Annotated in this window: 25 protein-coding genes; 12 read left to right on the forward strand and 13 right to left on the reverse strand. The window is 69.9% G+C overall.

What is annotated here, in order from left to right:
- The first annotated feature begins 104 nt into the window (after nucleotides 1–104).
- The 7 genes from EDD90_RS14070 to EDD90_RS57260 all read left to right on the forward strand — a co-directional run bounded on the left by EDD90_RS14070 (nucleotide 105) and on the right by EDD90_RS57260 (nucleotide 2,917).
- Nucleotides 105–452 (forward strand): hypothetical protein, encoded by a 348-nt coding sequence (locus EDD90_RS14070; RefSeq protein WP_123973349.1) that lies wholly within the window; start codon nucleotides 105–107, stop codon nucleotides 450–452.
- Between the two features lie 91 nt (nucleotides 453–543).
- Nucleotides 544–753, forward strand: coding sequence for a hypothetical protein (locus EDD90_RS14075; protein WP_123973350.1), 210 nt, complete (start codon nucleotides 544–546; stop codon nucleotides 751–753).
- A gap of 84 nt (nucleotides 754–837) precedes the next feature.
- Entirely contained in the window at nucleotides 838–1,110 is a 273-nt protein-coding gene (locus EDD90_RS14080; protein ID WP_123973351.1) for a hypothetical protein, read from the forward strand.
- 104 nt (nucleotides 1,111–1,214) lie between these two features.
- Nucleotides 1,215–1,595: a hypothetical protein gene (locus EDD90_RS14085; RefSeq protein WP_123973352.1), complete on the forward strand. Its 381-nt coding sequence runs from the start codon at nucleotides 1,215–1,217 to the stop codon at nucleotides 1,593–1,595.
- A gap of 86 nt (nucleotides 1,596–1,681) precedes the next feature.
- On the forward strand, nucleotides 1,682–2,116 hold the full coding sequence (locus EDD90_RS14090; protein ID WP_123973353.1) for a hypothetical protein: 435 nt from the start codon (nucleotides 1,682–1,684) through the stop codon (nucleotides 2,114–2,116).
- 95 nt (nucleotides 2,117–2,211) lie between these two features.
- Entirely contained in the window at nucleotides 2,212–2,709 is a 498-nt protein-coding gene (locus EDD90_RS14095; RefSeq protein WP_123973354.1) for a hypothetical protein, read from the forward strand.
- 73 nt (nucleotides 2,710–2,782) lie between these two features.
- Nucleotides 2,783–2,917, forward strand: coding sequence for a hypothetical protein (locus tag EDD90_RS57260; protein ID WP_260327851.1), 135 nt, complete (start codon nucleotides 2,783–2,785; stop codon nucleotides 2,915–2,917).
- 54 nt (nucleotides 2,918–2,971) lie between these two features.
- On the opposite strand, the gene EDD90_RS14100 is transcribed toward EDD90_RS57260, so the two are convergent.
- Complete coding sequence (locus EDD90_RS14100; protein WP_123973355.1) at nucleotides 2,972–3,958, reverse strand: PIN domain-containing protein; 987 nt, start codon at nucleotides 3,956–3,958, stop codon at nucleotides 2,972–2,974.
- Between the two features lie 224 nt (nucleotides 3,959–4,182).
- Between EDD90_RS14100 and EDD90_RS14105 the strand changes: the two genes are divergently transcribed.
- The 5 genes from EDD90_RS14105 (at nucleotide 4,183) to EDD90_RS14125 (ending at nucleotide 8,049) form a co-directional block, all read left to right on the forward strand.
- Nucleotides 4,183–4,995: a hypothetical protein gene (locus EDD90_RS14105; RefSeq protein ID WP_123973356.1), complete on the forward strand. Its 813-nt coding sequence runs from the start codon at nucleotides 4,183–4,185 to the stop codon at nucleotides 4,993–4,995.
- A gap of 101 nt (nucleotides 4,996–5,096) precedes the next feature.
- Nucleotides 5,097–5,462: a hypothetical protein gene (locus tag EDD90_RS14110; RefSeq protein ID WP_123973357.1), complete on the forward strand. Its 366-nt coding sequence runs from the start codon at nucleotides 5,097–5,099 to the stop codon at nucleotides 5,460–5,462.
- A 183-nt stretch (nucleotides 5,463–5,645) separates the two neighbouring features.
- Complete coding sequence (locus EDD90_RS14115; protein ID WP_123973358.1) at nucleotides 5,646–5,984, forward strand: PadR family transcriptional regulator; 339 nt, start codon at nucleotides 5,646–5,648, stop codon at nucleotides 5,982–5,984.
- A 5-nt stretch (nucleotides 5,985–5,989) separates the two neighbouring features.
- Nucleotides 5,990–6,655, forward strand: coding sequence for a hypothetical protein (locus EDD90_RS14120; protein ID WP_123973359.1), 666 nt, complete (start codon nucleotides 5,990–5,992; stop codon nucleotides 6,653–6,655).
- Between the two features lie 206 nt (nucleotides 6,656–6,861).
- Nucleotides 6,862–8,049, forward strand: coding sequence for a pentapeptide repeat-containing protein (locus tag EDD90_RS14125; RefSeq protein WP_123973360.1), 1,188 nt, complete (start codon nucleotides 6,862–6,864; stop codon nucleotides 8,047–8,049).
- Between the two features lie 6 nt (nucleotides 8,050–8,055).
- Here the strand turns inward: EDD90_RS14125 and EDD90_RS14130 are convergent, their stop codons facing one another.
- The 12 genes from EDD90_RS14130 to EDD90_RS14180 form a co-directional block, all read right to left on the reverse strand.
- Nucleotides 8,056–8,553, reverse strand: coding sequence for a hypothetical protein (locus tag EDD90_RS14130; protein WP_185149083.1), 498 nt, complete (start codon nucleotides 8,551–8,553; stop codon nucleotides 8,056–8,058).
- 228 nt (nucleotides 8,554–8,781) lie between these two features.
- The gene (locus EDD90_RS14135) at nucleotides 8,782–8,970 is read right to left on the reverse strand and encodes a hypothetical protein (protein WP_123973361.1); all 189 of its coding nucleotides are present in this window, start codon (nucleotides 8,968–8,970) and stop codon (nucleotides 8,782–8,784) included.
- A complete protein-coding gene (locus EDD90_RS55405) occupies nucleotides 8,967–9,131 on the reverse strand; it encodes a hypothetical protein (RefSeq protein WP_185149084.1) in 165 nt (54 codons plus the stop codon). Before EDD90_RS55405 ends, EDD90_RS14135 begins: the two co-directional genes overlap by 4 nt.
- Entirely contained in the window at nucleotides 9,131–9,679 is a 549-nt protein-coding gene (locus EDD90_RS14140) for a single-stranded DNA-binding protein (protein WP_123973362.1), read from the reverse strand. The genes EDD90_RS55405 and EDD90_RS14140 overlap by 1 nt, the downstream gene beginning before the upstream one ends.
- A gap of 21 nt (nucleotides 9,680–9,700) precedes the next feature.
- The gene (locus tag EDD90_RS14145; protein ID WP_123973363.1) at nucleotides 9,701–9,937 is read right to left on the reverse strand and encodes a hypothetical protein; all 237 of its coding nucleotides are present in this window, start codon (nucleotides 9,935–9,937) and stop codon (nucleotides 9,701–9,703) included.
- Entirely contained in the window at nucleotides 9,934–10,788 is an 855-nt protein-coding gene (locus EDD90_RS14150) for a hypothetical protein (RefSeq protein ID WP_123973364.1), read from the reverse strand. The genes EDD90_RS14145 and EDD90_RS14150 overlap by 4 nt, the downstream gene beginning before the upstream one ends.
- Nucleotides 10,785–11,264: a hypothetical protein gene (locus EDD90_RS14155; protein WP_123973365.1), complete on the reverse strand. Its 480-nt coding sequence runs from the start codon at nucleotides 11,262–11,264 to the stop codon at nucleotides 10,785–10,787. The genes EDD90_RS14150 and EDD90_RS14155 overlap by 4 nt, the downstream gene beginning before the upstream one ends.
- Nucleotides 11,261–12,085 carry a RusA family crossover junction endodeoxyribonuclease gene (locus EDD90_RS14160; protein ID WP_123973366.1) on the reverse strand — a complete coding sequence of 275 codons (825 nt, stop codon included), beginning with the start codon at nucleotides 12,083–12,085 and terminating at the stop codon, nucleotides 11,261–11,263. Before EDD90_RS14160 ends, EDD90_RS14155 begins: the two co-directional genes overlap by 4 nt.
- 19 nt (nucleotides 12,086–12,104) lie before the next feature.
- Nucleotides 12,105–12,524: a hypothetical protein gene (locus EDD90_RS14165; RefSeq protein ID WP_123973367.1), complete on the reverse strand. Its 420-nt coding sequence runs from the start codon at nucleotides 12,522–12,524 to the stop codon at nucleotides 12,105–12,107.
- Nucleotides 12,521–13,051: a hypothetical protein gene (locus EDD90_RS14170; RefSeq protein ID WP_123973368.1), complete on the reverse strand. Its 531-nt coding sequence runs from the start codon at nucleotides 13,049–13,051 to the stop codon at nucleotides 12,521–12,523. The genes EDD90_RS14165 and EDD90_RS14170 overlap by 4 nt, the downstream gene beginning before the upstream one ends.
- Before the next feature lie 70 nt (nucleotides 13,052–13,121).
- Entirely contained in the window at nucleotides 13,122–14,015 is an 894-nt protein-coding gene (locus EDD90_RS14175; protein ID WP_123973369.1) for a hypothetical protein, read from the reverse strand.
- Between the two features lie 25 nt (nucleotides 14,016–14,040).
- Complete coding sequence (locus EDD90_RS14180) at nucleotides 14,041–14,469, reverse strand: hypothetical protein (protein ID WP_123973370.1); 429 nt, start codon at nucleotides 14,467–14,469, stop codon at nucleotides 14,041–14,043.
- Nucleotides 14,470–14,514 lie beyond the last annotated feature (45 nt).

Consider the following 14,514-nt stretch of genomic DNA (forward strand, 5'->3'; position numbering starts at 1 on the left):
GGGGGCAAAAGTCATGCCGGGCCAGAAGGCCGGGAGCCCCAAGATCGGGGCCGTCTAGAAGGTAACGGGGCAGGACCCCGCACCACCAGCCCGGGAGGCACCCGATGAACAAGAACACCGCCAAGGCCCGCCGCGCCCTCCGCGAGCGCACCGCCGCGAACCGCCTCGTCTCCTCCCTCCGCCGCGGCCGGGCCCGCTCGATCGCCACCCACGTCATCGCCGCCGGCATCCCGGCCGAGACCGCCAAGGGCGTCGCGGGCGGCCTCCGCTCCGTCGCCAAGCGCCTCGGTGTCAAGCCGGTCCGGGTCGTCCGCGTCCACCGCAACGCCGACCACCAGGGCAAGGTCCGCCACCAGTACACCGCCGCCCAGGTCGCCGTCCTCCGCGCCAACTACAAGCCCCGCAAGGCCGAGTACGTGGCCGCGATGGAGCGCCTGGCGCTCGCCGCCTGACCGGCCACCAGCTGCGGCCCGACTACTCGACCGGGCCGGGCCGCGGCACCCAAGCCCCGCACCCACCACACCGAACAGGAAGGCACCACCCATGAGCCGCATGGCCGCCGTTCACGCCCTGGCCGTCCACGCCCGCAACTCCAGCAACGTAAGGACGCCCGAGCCGTGGCAGGCCAGTGACCTGATCACCGACCTGTTGAAGCTGTTCCCTGGGGACGTGGTCGAGGAGATCCTGCACCGCGTCGAGCGGGACTACGACGCCGAACGCGTCGACGCCGTCCCGTACTTCCCCGGCGGCTGACGCCACCCCACCGGCCGCGCCCGGGTACGCCCCCGGGCGCGGCCGGCCACCTCCACCACCGCCCACCAGGAAGGCACCACACCCGTGAGCAGCAACGCCACCACCGCGAGCACCACCACCCCCGCCTCCGCGCCGCCCGGGGACGCCGTCGGCCGGTTCGTCGAGGTGTGGCAGCACGACGACGTCATCGCCGAGGTCGCCACGGCCCTCGAATGCGACGAGGCCCTGGCCCTGGCCCAGCTGTTCCGTGCGGCCGGCATGGGGGACGTCGGGGAGCAGTGGCTGATCACGCACCACGAGTTCCAGGACGAGTGCCCGCGCCTGGACCGGTACTTCGACACCCGGCTGGCCGCGTAGGTTCCGGCCCGCACAGTGGAGATAAGCGCTACGAATTGATGTGAGTATATAGCTGCTGACAGAGGGCGGGGACAGCCCGCCCCACCACCACCGCAGGGAGCCCGATGACCACCAGCACCAACCAGCCGGGGGAGACGTTCACCTTCCCGACCGGCACCACCATGGAGCTGCCCGCCGGCATGCTCCCCTGCCTCAAGCCCGACACCGTCACCCACGACACCGGCCGCTTCATCCCGGTGGGCACCACCCCGGCCGGCCGGACCGTCTTCTCCCACTACTCGTGCGCGGCCTACACCCGCGCCGCCCACATGCACGACATGCAGCAGGCGAACGCCAAGCTGCGCACCCGCGCCGCGGAGCTGGAGGCCCAGGGCCTGACCATCAAGGCCGGCAACCTCCGCACCCACGCGGCCCGCCGCGAGGACGAGTTCGCCCTGATCTTCGCGGAGTGGGCCGACGACCCGGCCCCCTGCACCTGCAAGTGACCCACCACCAGTCGTGCCCCCGGTCACTCGACCGGACCGGGGGCACGGCCCCACCACCCACCAGCAACACCCCGGAGGAACGCCCCATGTCTGCCGCCCCCACACTCGCCGTCACCGACGTCACCACCGACCACGCCGGTCGCGTGTACGCCGTCATCCCCGACACCGTCGCCCGGCCCCTCGCCCTCGCCGCACTGGAGGGCATCGCCCCGGACGCCCGCGGCGTGTTCTTCGAGTCCGTCGCCCACCCGGCCAACTCCTGGGCCGCCGCCACCGTCCGCACGGTCTTCGAGGCCGTGCTCGCCACCCGCCCCGAGGAGCACGACGTGTGCTCGGGCCTGGGCCTGTACCGCAAGTACGGCGGGGGCACCTTCTACGGGTTCATCGTCGGCGCCTCCGGATGGGACGCGGGCACCAGCTGGTGGCGCGACTACGCCGACACCGGCGACCTCCGCGTCCGGGGCTGCGCGACCATCGCGCACGCGTCCGGGGGCACTCTCGCCGGCACCTGCACTTTCTGACGGCTCCCCAAGACCTGGCCGCGCTCCGGCGCCTCGACCGAGTCGGGGCGCGGCCACCCCACCGCACACCCACAACAACCTCGAAGGAACCCACCATGAACCGTTACTCCGCCGACCGCCTCGCCGCGCTGCGCCTCATCGCCGACGGGGGCGTCAAGGTCTACGAGTTCGCCGCCACCGGCCAGCTGCGCGTCGTCGCCCCCGGGACCGGTGCCACCATCCGCCCGCACACGTTCCGGGCCCTGGACCGCAACGGCCTGGTCCACCGGGACACGAGCACCGCCGCGGACGAGGGGCAGGCCCTGTCCCTGACCGACGCCGGCCGTGACGCCCTTGCCGTCGCCACGCCCGCGCCCGAGCGGCTGCGCATCGAGCTCGTGGTCCACCGCGCCCCCGACGGCGAGACCGCCACGACGTGGTTCGTCAACGGCCGGCCGTTGGCCGAGGCCGACGTCGACGTGACCGAGTACCACGTCGACCCGGGCGCGAACGGCACCGGCCCGGAGTGGGTGGCGGAGCGGGAGAAGGCCGCCGGCCGGGCGTCCGACGCTGCTGCCGCCCGCATACGTGAGCTGGTCGGCTACTACGCCTGACCTGTCCCTGCTACGGCCCTGGCCGGTCCTGTACCGGCCGGGGCCTCCCCATCCCGTCCCAGGGGGTCCCCTCATGCCCAACAGCCCCGCCCACATCCACCAGGCCGCCCTCGTCCTGTCCCGGCAGCACCGGTCGGCCACCCGCAACCCGTCCGGGTCGTGCACCGCCCCCGGGTACGCCACCAGCCCTGATCAGGTCCGGGCATAGTGCGGCGCCGGAGGAAGTCGGGGTCGCGGCACGCCTTCGAGCCGTGGTCGACGCTCACGTGTCGAGGAAGTCCCATTCCTCCCCAAGCACCCAGCGCAGAGCCGAGAGCTTGCCGTGCATGAAGCCCCATTCCCAATCATCGACTGGCGGAAGGCTTTCCAAGCCATACGTGTCCTCGACGCGTTTTCGGGCTGCCATCATACCTTCCTTAATCGACTCCGGCAGTTCGGAATGCTTCTCCGGGTGAAGCTCCTCACGAATTACACTTCGCCCATACCAGACCTTGTCAAAAAATTCGTGCTCAGCGGTAAGGATATCTGCGAGCGATCGAGTCTCGGATGCGTTCTGGATGAATTCCACTTCGTCGGCTTCATCGAGATAATCGCTACCCAGTTTCTCTCCGAGAACCTTAACCAGGCCATCCACGTCATAGACATAGTGGGAGTTCGGGGCTGCAAAGAGGCTCGCAATGTCATCGTGAGGCTGACGTCGGTCACCCTTGGGTACCGAAAAGTCAATGTAGTTGGCCGTTGCAAAGACGTACTGATCTTCGGCCGATCCGGCACCAAGGGCGGTTGCATACTGCTCAACCAAGAGCGCATCAGCCACGCTGTTCTTGTCGAGATGGAGCGGGGCCCGCTTTTCGAGGCCACGCCTGACGACAGCCGCATGCTCCGCATCCCCCGACAGGATTTGCGTCCCTGCGCGTAGCAGATCTGAGATTTCAGAGAAGTTCTGAAGAGAGCGGGCACTTACGTAGGGGATCTGGTGGGCCATTTCGGCAATCCAACGCCGCGCCTCATCATCGCCATAATCTTGAAGATCCTGACGGAGAACCCGGAAGCGCTCTCGAACGCTCGTCGATGTTGCCGCTTCCGCGCGTGGGCGATTTCGGTCGAACTCATCCAGGATCAGAGACGGGACAAGGAGTTCGATCTTCTTCTGAGACAGAAGCACTCGCAGAGGAACGATGATCTGCTGGCCGTCCCGGCGCTTTGCAATATTCAACCAAACAGACGTGTCGATAAGTAGTCGGAGCATGGCGAGATCGTAAGGCACTCCAGGCCCCCGCCACCGCGCCAATGAACCACCCGGACCTCGGCCGGCAACGCGAGGCGGCAAACGCCAACACGCCCCCCGGGGGGCGGCTGCCGTCACTCGACCGAGCGGCGGCCGACCCCAGGGACTCGCTGCCCAACAAGGGAGACAGCCACTACAAAGTCATGTGAGTATATAGCTACAGCAAGCGAGAGGGAGGAACCCCGATGAACACCACCGCCCAGGACCTGACCGGCACCTACTACCCCGCCGCCCCCGGCGCCCGCACCCTCCGCGAGGCCCGCGACCTGTACATCGGCGGCAAGCGCGTCAGCGCCGTGGTCACCGGCCGGACCGCCGCGGTCTTCATCGGCGGCGAGATCGCCTTCGAGGGGCAACTGCCGGCCGACATCACCGCCGGCAGCCAGGTCAACGCCTGGGCCGCCGAAACCGCCCTGAACACCACCGCCAAGGAGGCCGCCACCGTGGACGCCGCCGAGACCATCACCGCCGAGGCCGTCGAGTACCCGGGCAGCGTCGCCGCCCACCTCGCGACCACCGCCACCACCCCCGACGAGCACCGCGCCGCGGCCGCCGCCTACGCCTCCGCCAAGCAGGAGTCCTACGACCGCTGCGACACCGACGGCGCGCTGTCCCAGTGGTCGCACGGCCTCAACGAGGGCAAGCAGCACCTGGCCGCGCAGATCGCCGAGAACGGCGGCATGTGGGAGTTCGACGGTCTGTTCGACCTGGACGGCAACCTCGTCCCCGCCAAGGAGATCGAGACCCGCTTCGGGTACGCGTGGCTGCTCCTGGACGACAACGGGCGCAGCACCGGCCGGTTCTTCAACGAGTCCAAGGCCAAGAGCGAGGAGCGCCGGATCGCCGCGCACGCGAAGAGAGGGTTCTACGTCGGCCGGGTGCGGGTGCCGGCGTACGCGGCCCTCGCCGGCGGCGGCGTCTGCACCGTGATGCCGATCGTCAAGCGCAAGGACGGCGGGTTCTCGGTCGACGCCGAGATCGTCGACAACGGCAAGTAAGCCCCCCAGGGGGCCGGGGCCGGGCCGCTGCCACTCGACCGGGCAGCAGCCCGGCCCACCCCCACACCACCACCCACCAGCACCACCTCGAAGGAACCCCTATGGACCAGCTGCGCCAGCCCACCGACACCCGCCGGCTCACCAACAACTCCATCCGCCACGTCGGCCAGCCCCGGTGGGTCGCCATGTACGAGGGCAGCCCCCACTCGGGTCGCAAGGAGGGCCGCCGCCGCGTCGGCCTCCTCATCCCGCGCCCCACCCTCCACAACCCCAACGGCCGCTCCCACATCGCCTACAGCCACACCGGCAGGCTCATGGAGTTCCGTATCGGTCACCTCCCCGACGGCAGCCACGGCGCCTGGTGGACCGCCCACGCCAGCGAACTCCCCCGCGAGCAGTGGCAGGCCATCCGTGCCGTCTACGACGACATCCAGGCGTTCTACACCAACGGCCAGCGCAGCAACTGACCCATCCCCGGCCGACCGCTGCCACTCCAGGCGGCCGGCCCATACACGAAGAGACCCCCGAGCGACACTTGCTCGGGGGTCTTATGCGTTCCCGACCCGGGCCAACCAACCCCCTATGTCGGGTGTCGAGTTCGCAGCTCATACCTATGTCGGGTGGCGACCGAGAAGGTGTACTCTCAACACATGGACTTCAACCTCACGCCAGCGGTCGTGAGGTTGCTCCAGGCCTTCCTCGAAGACCCGGAAGCGCCCCACTTCGGCGCGGAGCTGATCAAGAAGGCCCACGTATCCAGCGGCTCCCTCTACCCGGCGCTCCGGCGCTTCGAGGGTGCCGGCTGGGTCACGGGCGAAACCGAGGACATCGACCCGAGCGAAGCAGGCCGCCCGGCCCGCCGCTACTACACCCTCACTCCGCTGGGCGCCCGCGAGGCGCACCTCGCGCTGGCAGAACTCAGCCAGCGCGTACGACCGCCGGCGACCTCGCCGGGCTGGAGTGCAGGCCCTGTCGCGGAGGGAATCTAAGCCTGATGCACCACGGCATCGTCGCCGAGCTGGCGAGCAAGACCGCCGAGCACGGATCGACGTTCCTCGGCGAGGACTTCGTAGGCTGGCGCACCGCGCTGATCGTCGCGATCCCCGCCGCCGTCATCTACGAGCTGACCATGGCGCTGACGCGGAAGATGTCGCTGCGTCTCCCCTTCCTGATTCTCAAGCTCGCCAGGTTCGGCACACCCAAGGAGGAGTGGGAGTACCAGAGCCAGGAGTGGAAAGCGGAGCTCTGGAACATCCTCGGAGACCGTGAACGCCACTGGTTCCTGCGGTTCATCGACGGTATGACCTTCGCGATCCCGCTGGCCGTAGGCGGAGCACGCCTTTCGGCAAAGGCCAGCGTGAAGGCTGGACTCAAGCCCCGAGACGCGAAGGGCCCGAAGCATGCTGCGCGCCATGCCGCGCGCCGGCGACCCACAACCACGATCGCGGCACGAGCCGGTGTCGCCAGTGGAGTGCTCGGTATGGTCGCGGCAGGCGCAGCCAGCCAGCAACAGGCCTCCACCGTAACGGCTCCGTCCTTGATGTGGTGGGCCGTGGGCATCCTGGGTGCGCTCATCATCGTTCTTATGATCGTGGGCACGTTCTGGCTCGGTGTGCGTAACTTCAGTCGCTCATGGCGACCCTCTAATCGCGAAAAGTGATTCCGTTTCGGTCCCTGTCGGCGCCCCACCCTCGGGTCGGGCGCCGACCGCGTACCCGCGCGTGAGCCTCCATGACCTAGCCGCGCCGCTCCCAGCGTCATGACCTGGAGCTTGGCTGTCTGCCCAGTGACCGCGGCTGGCGGGCACGGCCCAAACCGCGTCGGGCCACTGCAACCATCGGCGGGGCACCGCAGTCTTGGTGAAGTGTGAGAGCACATCTGACCCAGCGCCGGAGTGATCGGCGCGGCCTGCGCCTGTGGCCGGTCGGCCGCGTCCTCGTCCTCGCCTTCGCTGCCGCGATCCTCACGGCCTCCACAGTGTTCTTCGCCGGGTGGAACCTGCTCGACGCTCGGGGGCTCAAGCCCGAGCACCGCATCGACTCCAACACCCTCTTCGATCTGGTGAAACTGTCCTTCGGTGTAGTCGCCGGAGCTGGCGCCCTGGTCGCCCTTGTCGTGGCCTATCGTCGTCAGCGCGTGGACGAGGACGGCGCCCTGCGGGAGGCCACCCGCCTGCACACCGAACGCTTCACCACCGCCGTGAGCCAACTGGGCCACGACTCAGCCGCCGTGCGTCTCGGCGGTGTGCACGCCCTGGCCGGAATCGCCGACGACGCCCCCACTCGCGAGTTGCGTCAAACCAGCATCGACGTCCTGTGCTCCTACCTCCGCCTGCCCTACACCGGAGAGGCTGACTTGCCAGCAGGCGACTCGGAAGCCAGACACAACTACCTGGCGCTGCGGGAGGTCCGCCACACCGTCATCCGCCTCATCCGCGACCACCTTCGTCTGGAACCCAAGCACCTCCACTCGTGGCAGGGCCACGACTTCGACTTCACCGACGTCACATTTGACGGCGGGGACTTCTCCGAAGCGACGTTCTCTGGCGGCACAGTCAGCTTCGAGAGGGCGACGTTTTCCGGCGGCGAGGTCGCCTTCCACAGGACGACCTTCTCCGGCGGCACAGTCAGCTTCAGGGAGGCGACGTTTTCCGGCGGCGCAGTCGCCTTCTCAGGGGCAACTTTCTCTGGCAGCACCGTCGAGTTCGGCAAAGCGACGTTCTCTGGCAGCACGGTCTACTTCAACAGGCTGACGGTCTGCAACGGGGTACTCGACTTCTACAGAACGACCTTCTCCGGCGGCACGGTCAAGGTCAAGGAAGGGAGGTTCTCCGGCGGCACAGTCAGCTTCGGGGAGGCGACGTTCTCTGGCAGCACGGTCAACTTCCACGGGACCAGGTTCTACGGCAGTACGATTGACTTCAAGGAAGCAGTGTTCTCTAGCGGCACGGTCGACTTCAGGCAAGCCCGCGGTACAGCACCGTCTGGTCTGCTTCTGCCGCGCAGGTCGTCCATGCCGACCGGCCTCCTTCTGCCACGAGCTTGGTCCGGCTGATTTGTGTTAGCCGTTGTGAGGGGTGCCCTTACCGACTGGACTCAACCTGCCCTCAACCTGGTACCCGGCTGGCTCCTGATGTGGGCCATGCTCCTCGTCGGTGTCCCTGTTAGTGATGGCGGCGAGCACAGAGGCGCCGGCCTGGCGTTTGGCGGGGATGTAGGTCCAGCGGTGGGCGAGGGCGGTGACGCGGCGGAGGGCGTCGCGCGCCTCGGTGTCGACGGGGGCCGGGACCGGCGGCGCGTCGGGGCGGGCCGGGTCGACGGCGACTGCGAGGGCCTTGCGCTTCCAGCGCCATGCCGTTTTGCGAAGATTGCTGTACTTCCGGCGGAGGTCGACGAGTTCGATGGGCTCGTCGGGGCCGTCATCCTGGTGGTGGGCGAGGCGGAGGAGGCCGGCGCGGAGCCGGTCGCCTTCGTCGGCGCTGAGTCCACCCTTACGCTCGGCGCGGGCGATGAGGTTGAGCAGCTGGTCGGTGGTGGGGGGCGGGGCTGTCCTGGGCATGGGGGCGGGTCCCGTGGTGCGGGGCCGCCTCGACGGTGCGGGTGTCGGTGCGGCCCGGGGATTACTGGTCGGCGTGCTGCCGGGTGGGTTGCCGGTGCGGGGTGGGGTGGCCGTCGAGGCTGAACGCTCACAGGACACCGGCGAGGCCGAGGCCGACGGCGAGCACCAGGAGCAGGAGGGCGGTGGCGGCGCCGGACACCGTGACCGGGTCCTGGAGGTCTTCGCGGGTTACGAGGCGGGGCATGGGTCGGGTTCCTCGGCGGGGCGGGTGGGGCGCGGGGAGTTGGGGCAGCCGATGGCGTCGGCGAGGGCTTCCCAGTGGGCGTCCTGCTCCTCCTGGGTCCAGGGCCTGTTCCGCACGGCCGGGTCGGGCCGGGTGGGGACGGTTTCGAGGAGCAGCTTTTCGATGGGGCTCATGGTGTGGCCTCCTCGGGCGTCTTGCGGGGTGGGGCGGTGGTGGCGGACTTCGAGGGGCGGTGCTCGTCGCAGCGCCAGCCCGCCGGGTAGAACCGGGCGGGGGCGCCGCAGAGGGGGCGGCCGGTGTCGCAGCCCGCCCCCTCGTCTCTGGCGCCGGGCACTAGAAGGGGGGCTCGTCGCTGTAGGTGCTGGCCTGACCGCCCTGGGCGCTTCCGCCCCACGGGTCGCCGGCGGGGGCCTGGTTGGCCCACGGGTCTTCGGTGGCCGGGGCGTTGCCGCCCTGCTGCTGGTTGCGCCAGCCGGTGTTCGCGGCCGGGGAGCCGTTGCCGTAGCCCTCGCCGTTGCGGCGGACCTTCTCCACCTTCGCGGTCGCGCGCAGCAGGGACGGGCCGACCTCGTCGACGTCCAGCTCGTAGACGGTGCGCTTGACGCCCTCGCGGTCCTCGTACGAGCGCTGCTTGAGGCGGCCCTGGATGATGACGCGCATGCCGCGCTGCAGCGACTCGGCGACGTTCTCGGCGGCCTGGCGCCACACGGAGCAGGTGAGGAAGAGGCTGTCGCCGTCCTTCCACTCGTTGGTCTGCCGGTCGAAGGTGCGGGGGGTGGAGGCGACGCGGAACTTCGCGACGGCGGCGCCGGAGGGGGTGAACCGCAGCTCGGGGTCGTCGACCAGGTTGCCGACGACGGTGATGACGGTCTCGCCTGCCATGGGGTGGTGCTCCTTGACTGTTCAGGCCGCGGTTCTGTGGCCGGTGGTGTACGGGGATCCGGGGCGCCGGTAGGTCTGGAAGCCGGGCGGGTTACCGATGTGGTAGGCCGGGCAGTACCGGCACTCGTAGATTTCGAGGTGCTGGCGGCCGGGCTGCTTGCGGAGCCACTTCCACTGCCGCTTAGCCTCGGAGTGGGTAGCGAACGGGACCTTCGTCCGGCAGGAGATGTCCTCGTCGCTGGTATCGGCCGGGCTCACGCCGCGGCCCTCCCCTTGTCCCAGGCCTTGATGAATGCGGCGTCGGTGAAGCGGGGGGCGTCGACCCAGGTGGTCTTACCGTTCGCGTCGGCCCGCACGCGGTCCTTGATGCGCTCCCAGGAGCGGCGCAGGGACTCCGGGTTCATGCTCAGGCGCTCGGCCATGAGGTCCCAGGGGAGGTCGAGGTAGCGGGCGCCGTAGGCGATGGCGTGGGTGCGGGCCTGCCCGGTGGGGACGGGGACGGGGTCACCGGTGACAGCGCGGACCGCGGCTGCGGTGTCGAGGCACACCACTTCGGTGCGGCCGGCGTTGGGGCGGCCCTTGGGGACGTCGATGATCTCGTCGTCCCAGGCGAGGGGCGAGTAGCAGTTGCTGATGCGGGCCGTCTCGCGGGCGGCCGCGGCCTCGTCGGCGGGCACGCCGTGGTCTTCGGGAGCCCACGCCCACCGCTGGTCGTACAGGGCGCAGACGAGGAGGTAGTCGGCGCGGGTGACGGTGTTGGTGTCGAGGACGGCGCGCTGGACCTTGCCGAGGGGCCAGCCGAGGGCGGCCGCAAGGTGTTCGAGGGGCCAGCCGAGGGCGACGAGGGCGCGGAGCCGGCGGCGGGTGCCGGGGCCGGTCACCGTGCCCTTGAGGACCGCCACGTTCGGGATGGTGACGCGGAGGATGCGGCGTTCCACGTCCCACCCGATCAGGTCGCCGCGGGCGGCGCGGCGCAGCTGGTTGGTGGTGAGGCGGGCGCGGGTTGTGATCTCGCGGTCGTTCAGGCCGGTGTAGCGCAAGGCCCGTATGTGGGCGGCGGCGGGGAGGCTGTGCACCATGCGGACGGGTGAGGCGACGGCGGTGGTCACGCTGCGAGGGCTCCTTCCTGGTCTTCGTGGTGGGTGGTGGGGTTGCGGCGGGCGTTGGCGCAGCCGCGGCACTCGGTCTTGCCTGTGGGGCGGACGTAGCCGTACTCGGCGAGGTCGTGGAGGCCGGCGGTGCAGGGCCCGGCGAGGGTGACGCCGTGGAGCAGGGCGTAGAGGATGCGTTCGCGCTGCCGGGTGACGTCGTCGGTGAGGTGGGGGCCGTGGACGCAGAGGTTGACTCCGCAGCCGGCCTTGACCAGGCCGACGGGCTCGGTGCCGTGGTGGAGGAGCCAGGCGAGCGGGCGGGCCGGGTAGCGGATGTTGTCGTGGTAGTGGACCGGGGTGGTGCCCTTGTCGGCAGTGCCGGTCCACAGGCGGTGTTCGCCGGCGCGTTCGATGCGCTCGCGGAACGTCCAGACCGCTGCGGTGGGGACCGCGCCCGGGGTGACGGGCGCGGTCCGGATGATCCGGCGGTTCACGGAGTGCCACCGTTCGGGGTGGCGCTCCAACACGGGCGGCAGCGTCCGCCGCGGGTGTGGCTCAACTCCTTGCCGCAGTCCGCGCACTTGCTCCGCGGGATGCCGCGGGCACGGTTCCGGCCGCGGAGGCTTTCGGCTCTGCACTCGCGGGAGCACATGATCTGCCCGGTGGTGGTCCGGCGGAACGGCTTCCCGCACTGCTTACAAGGGATCGGCTCGGACAGGTCGCGCCCGACAGACTTGCGGTAGCAGGCTGCATCACAGAACCGCTTGGTGGTCCTGCCGACGATGGGGAACGGTTTTCCGCAGTGCTCGCACTGGCGGACGTTGTCAGTGCCGCGGGTCAGGGTGGAGTGGTGCTGGGCGAAGACGAGGACCGTGCGCGGCTTGTCGATGTCCAGCTCGGCGATGCCGTAGACGGCGGTGACCTGGGAGTCGTCGACCCAGGCGATGCCGTTGGCTGAATCGCAGACGTGCTTGAGCATGTTGTCGACGTCGATGCGCTGCTTGTTGGGGCGGAAGAACACGCAGCCGAGGGCGATGTTGCCAGTCCACGGCTGGGGGAAGACGCGGCGCAGGTTCCACGCGGTGCGCTTCTCCGCGTCGACGTCTTCCTTCGTGCGGTAGGGCTTCCCGTTCCGGGTAAAGCGGGGGCGGCTCTTACTCGGCGGCTCGCCGTCGATGACGAGGATCTTCATCTGGCCCGTGCCAGGTGCGAGCGCTTCGCAGAGACGGAGCGCACGCTCGGTGTCCTCCTCGACGCCGCCGGCCGGCAGGATCGTGTCAGCCTGCTCGCTGGGGTTGGGCAGGGTGTCGGTCACGGGGTTCTCCAGGGCGTGGTCAGGAGGCGGACTTGTGGTGGTCCCGGCCCGGGGTGTCCGCGACGCTGGTGATGAGCCACAGCGGGGTCGGCTTCGGCACGGCCCTCAGCCGGGCGGCCGGCGCGGGGGTCGGGGCCTCGGCGCTGCACTCGGCGGTGTCGTTGCGGGCCTGGTCCAGCTGGTGCGCGTAGGTGACGCCGACCCGGTGCCGGCCGTGCCGGGCGCACGGGATGATCGCGTCGAACGGGTGCACCTCGTCGCCGGTGAAGACCAGCCGGGTGCCTTCCTCGTCCTCGGTGGTGGCGGTGCCGTTGCCCTGCCCGGTCCACTCGCCGATGAGGATGCCGAATCCGTAGGCGATGCCGGCGAGGTAGGCGCTGGCCTGCGCCACCTCCTCGTCGGTGGGCGCCTGCTGCTCGGTGGTGATGTCGGTGGTCACTCGGCACCCCCGGCGACGAGCTCACCGAGGGCGGTGAGGTGGCGCAGCTGGTCGGAGGCCCATGCCGCGGCGACCAGCGCGCGGCCGGCGTCTCCGCCTTCGAACCGAAGGGAGTGGGTGCGGGTGCCTTCCTTCATCGTCACGCCGGGCACGGTGACGATCTCCCCCGACTCCAGGACGACCTCGGCGGCCTGCCGTTCGGTCATCGTCTTGACCAGTGCAGTCAGGTAGGCCGGGCGGACCCGCCGAACGGTGATGGTCTCCTCGACGATCTCGCCAGGGGCGTGCTCGGCGACCCACGCGACCAGCTTGTCTTTGTCGCTGACATCCGGCTTCGCGTCGGGGTTGACGACACTGATGGCGGCGACCTTTGTACCGTCGGGCAGGCGCACGCCCTGGCGCTCGACGTCACTGTCCTCCAGCGCCGCCTGCGTGGCCGCGCGGGCGGCGGTGAGGGCGTCGCCGACCTTCTTCTCCAGGACGTTGAGGACGGCTTCTTCGAGGGCGCGGGTCTTGAGGTTGGTCACGTGCTGCTCCTTGCTGGGGTCGGTGCCGGGCCGCCGCGCGCGGGGGCGGCGGCCCGTGGGCGGGGGGGGGTTACTTCGGCTCGACGACCTGGTGCGCCTTCGCCTTCTCGTCCGTGGGGACCTTGATGACGGCGAGCGTGTCCTTGCCGCCGCGCAGCGCGTTCCAGGCGGTCAGTACCTGCGCCAGGTGGAGGCCGTCGGTGACTTCCTTGCCGTTGTCCTTGTCGGTCATGGCGCGCTTGCGCAGGGTCAGGACCGGGTGGCGAAGGGGGAGTTCGGCGCCGGTGCCCAGGGCCTCGTAGAACCAGGCGGCCTCGCCCTCGTCGAGGCGGGAGCACAGGTGGTGTGCGGCGCCGACGACGGACGGCGGGATGTAGCGGAAGTTGTGGTAGACGCGGACCGCTATGTCGGCGGAGCGGCGCAGGCCCGGGTACTTGTCGACCAGGGCGTACAGCTCGGGAGTGGTCGGGGACTCCTTCGCGGAGAACCGCCTGTCGCCGCTCTCCCACAGCCAGACCTTGCGGGTGACCGAGCCGAGCATCGTGGAGTTCTGCTCGCCGCGGAGGGCGAAGACGTCGCCCGGGTTGCGCTTGGCGCCGCCGTCCATCGTGCTCTGGGTTTCCATGGGCAGGTTGGAGACGACGAGGATCACGACGGTGGCGCCCGACTTGACGATGGCGTGGAGGCGGTGCTGGCCGTCCAGGATCGTGCCGTCGACGGCGACCTTGATGGCCTCGCCGTTGTTGTGCCACAGACCGGCCTTCATGAGGCGAACCCAGCCGTTGACGCGGGCCGCACGGATGGGCCGGTTGTGGGTGTTGCGGCGCAGCATCTCCTGGGCGATGGCCGGGGTGATGGTGAGGAAGTCGGCCTTGACCTCGGTGACGGCCGGCACGGCAACGAGCGTCGGCGGGGTGAACGGGTCAGCGGCCGGGCGGATCGGGCTAATAGCGGCAGTGGTCATGCGGGTTGTGCTCCTTCGGTGGGTGTTACGCGGCGGCCGGCGCGGAAGCGGCGGCGCTCAGGGAGTGCGCGAGGTCGCGCAGGGTCTGGGTGATCAGCTCGGCCGTGACGCCGAGCAGGTTCGGCCAGTTGGCGAGCCGGTCGATCACGTCGTCGGTCCAGTCGAGGTCCGGCCAGGTGGCGGCCATGTGCTCGGCGATGGCGCGCAGGACGTCCATGACCTCGGCGTTCTCCTGGAGGAGGGAGCAGGCCCGGGCGCTGGCTTCGACGGTGGGGAAGGCGAACAGGAACGGCAGGCGGCCGGTCACGGTGCGGTAGGCGGACGCGGGGACGTCCAGGGCCTGGCTGGCGGCGTCGGCGAAGGTGAGGTCATCGGTCCACAGACCGTCGCGGTCGATGCCGTCGGCCATGGTCCGCAGGTGCTTGGCGATGACGTCGTCCGGTGTTCCGGGCATGACTGGGACTCCCTTGGCGGGTGTAGGGCTTGGGGTGGTGGCCGG

Origin of the sequence: Streptomyces sp. Ag109_O5-1 (assembly GCF_003814875.1) — a bacterium.
GTDB lineage: Bacteria > Actinomycetota > Actinomycetes > Streptomycetales > Streptomycetaceae > Streptomyces > Streptomyces sasae.

Coding starts and splice junctions, on each gene's coding strand:
- EDD90_RS14130 (WP_185149083.1), bottom strand. CDS start 8,553: ATGCCCAGGACAGCCCCGCCCCCCACCACCGACCAGCTGCTCAACCTC.
- EDD90_RS14115 (WP_123973358.1), top strand. CDS start 5,646: ATGGACTTCAACCTCACGCCAGCGGTCGTGAGGTTGCTCCAGGCCTTC.
- EDD90_RS14070 (WP_123973349.1), top strand. CDS start 105: ATGAACAAGAACACCGCCAAGGCCCGCCGCGCCCTCCGCGAGCGCACC.
- EDD90_RS14095 (WP_123973354.1), top strand. CDS start 2,212: ATGAACCGTTACTCCGCCGACCGCCTCGCCGCGCTGCGCCTCATCGCC.
- EDD90_RS14075 (WP_123973350.1), top strand. CDS start 544: ATGAGCCGCATGGCCGCCGTTCACGCCCTGGCCGTCCACGCCCGCAAC.
- EDD90_RS14085 (WP_123973352.1), top strand. CDS start 1,215: ATGACCACCAGCACCAACCAGCCGGGGGAGACGTTCACCTTCCCGACC.
- EDD90_RS14110 (WP_123973357.1), top strand. CDS start 5,097: ATGGACCAGCTGCGCCAGCCCACCGACACCCGCCGGCTCACCAACAAC.
- EDD90_RS14180 (WP_123973370.1), bottom strand. CDS start 14,469: ATGCCCGGAACACCGGACGACGTCATCGCCAAGCACCTGCGGACCATG.
- EDD90_RS14135 (WP_123973361.1), bottom strand. CDS start 8,970: ATGAGCCCCATCGAAAAGCTGCTCCTCGAAACCGTCCCCACCCGGCCC.
- EDD90_RS14175 (WP_123973369.1), bottom strand. CDS start 14,015: ATGACCACTGCCGCTATTAGCCCGATCCGCCCGGCCGCTGACCCGTTC.
- EDD90_RS14140 (WP_123973362.1), bottom strand. CDS start 9,679: ATGGCAGGCGAGACCGTCATCACCGTCGTCGGCAACCTGGTCGACGAC.
- EDD90_RS14120 (WP_123973359.1), top strand. CDS start 5,990: ATGCACCACGGCATCGTCGCCGAGCTGGCGAGCAAGACCGCCGAGCAC.
- EDD90_RS14090 (WP_123973353.1), top strand. CDS start 1,682: ATGTCTGCCGCCCCCACACTCGCCGTCACCGACGTCACCACCGACCAC.
- EDD90_RS14105 (WP_123973356.1), top strand. CDS start 4,183: ATGAACACCACCGCCCAGGACCTGACCGGCACCTACTACCCCGCCGCC.
- EDD90_RS14100 (WP_123973355.1), bottom strand. CDS start 3,958: ATGCTCCGACTACTTATCGACACGTCTGTTTGGTTGAATATTGCAAAG.
- EDD90_RS57260 (WP_260327851.1), top strand. CDS start 2,783: ATGCCCAACAGCCCCGCCCACATCCACCAGGCCGCCCTCGTCCTGTCC.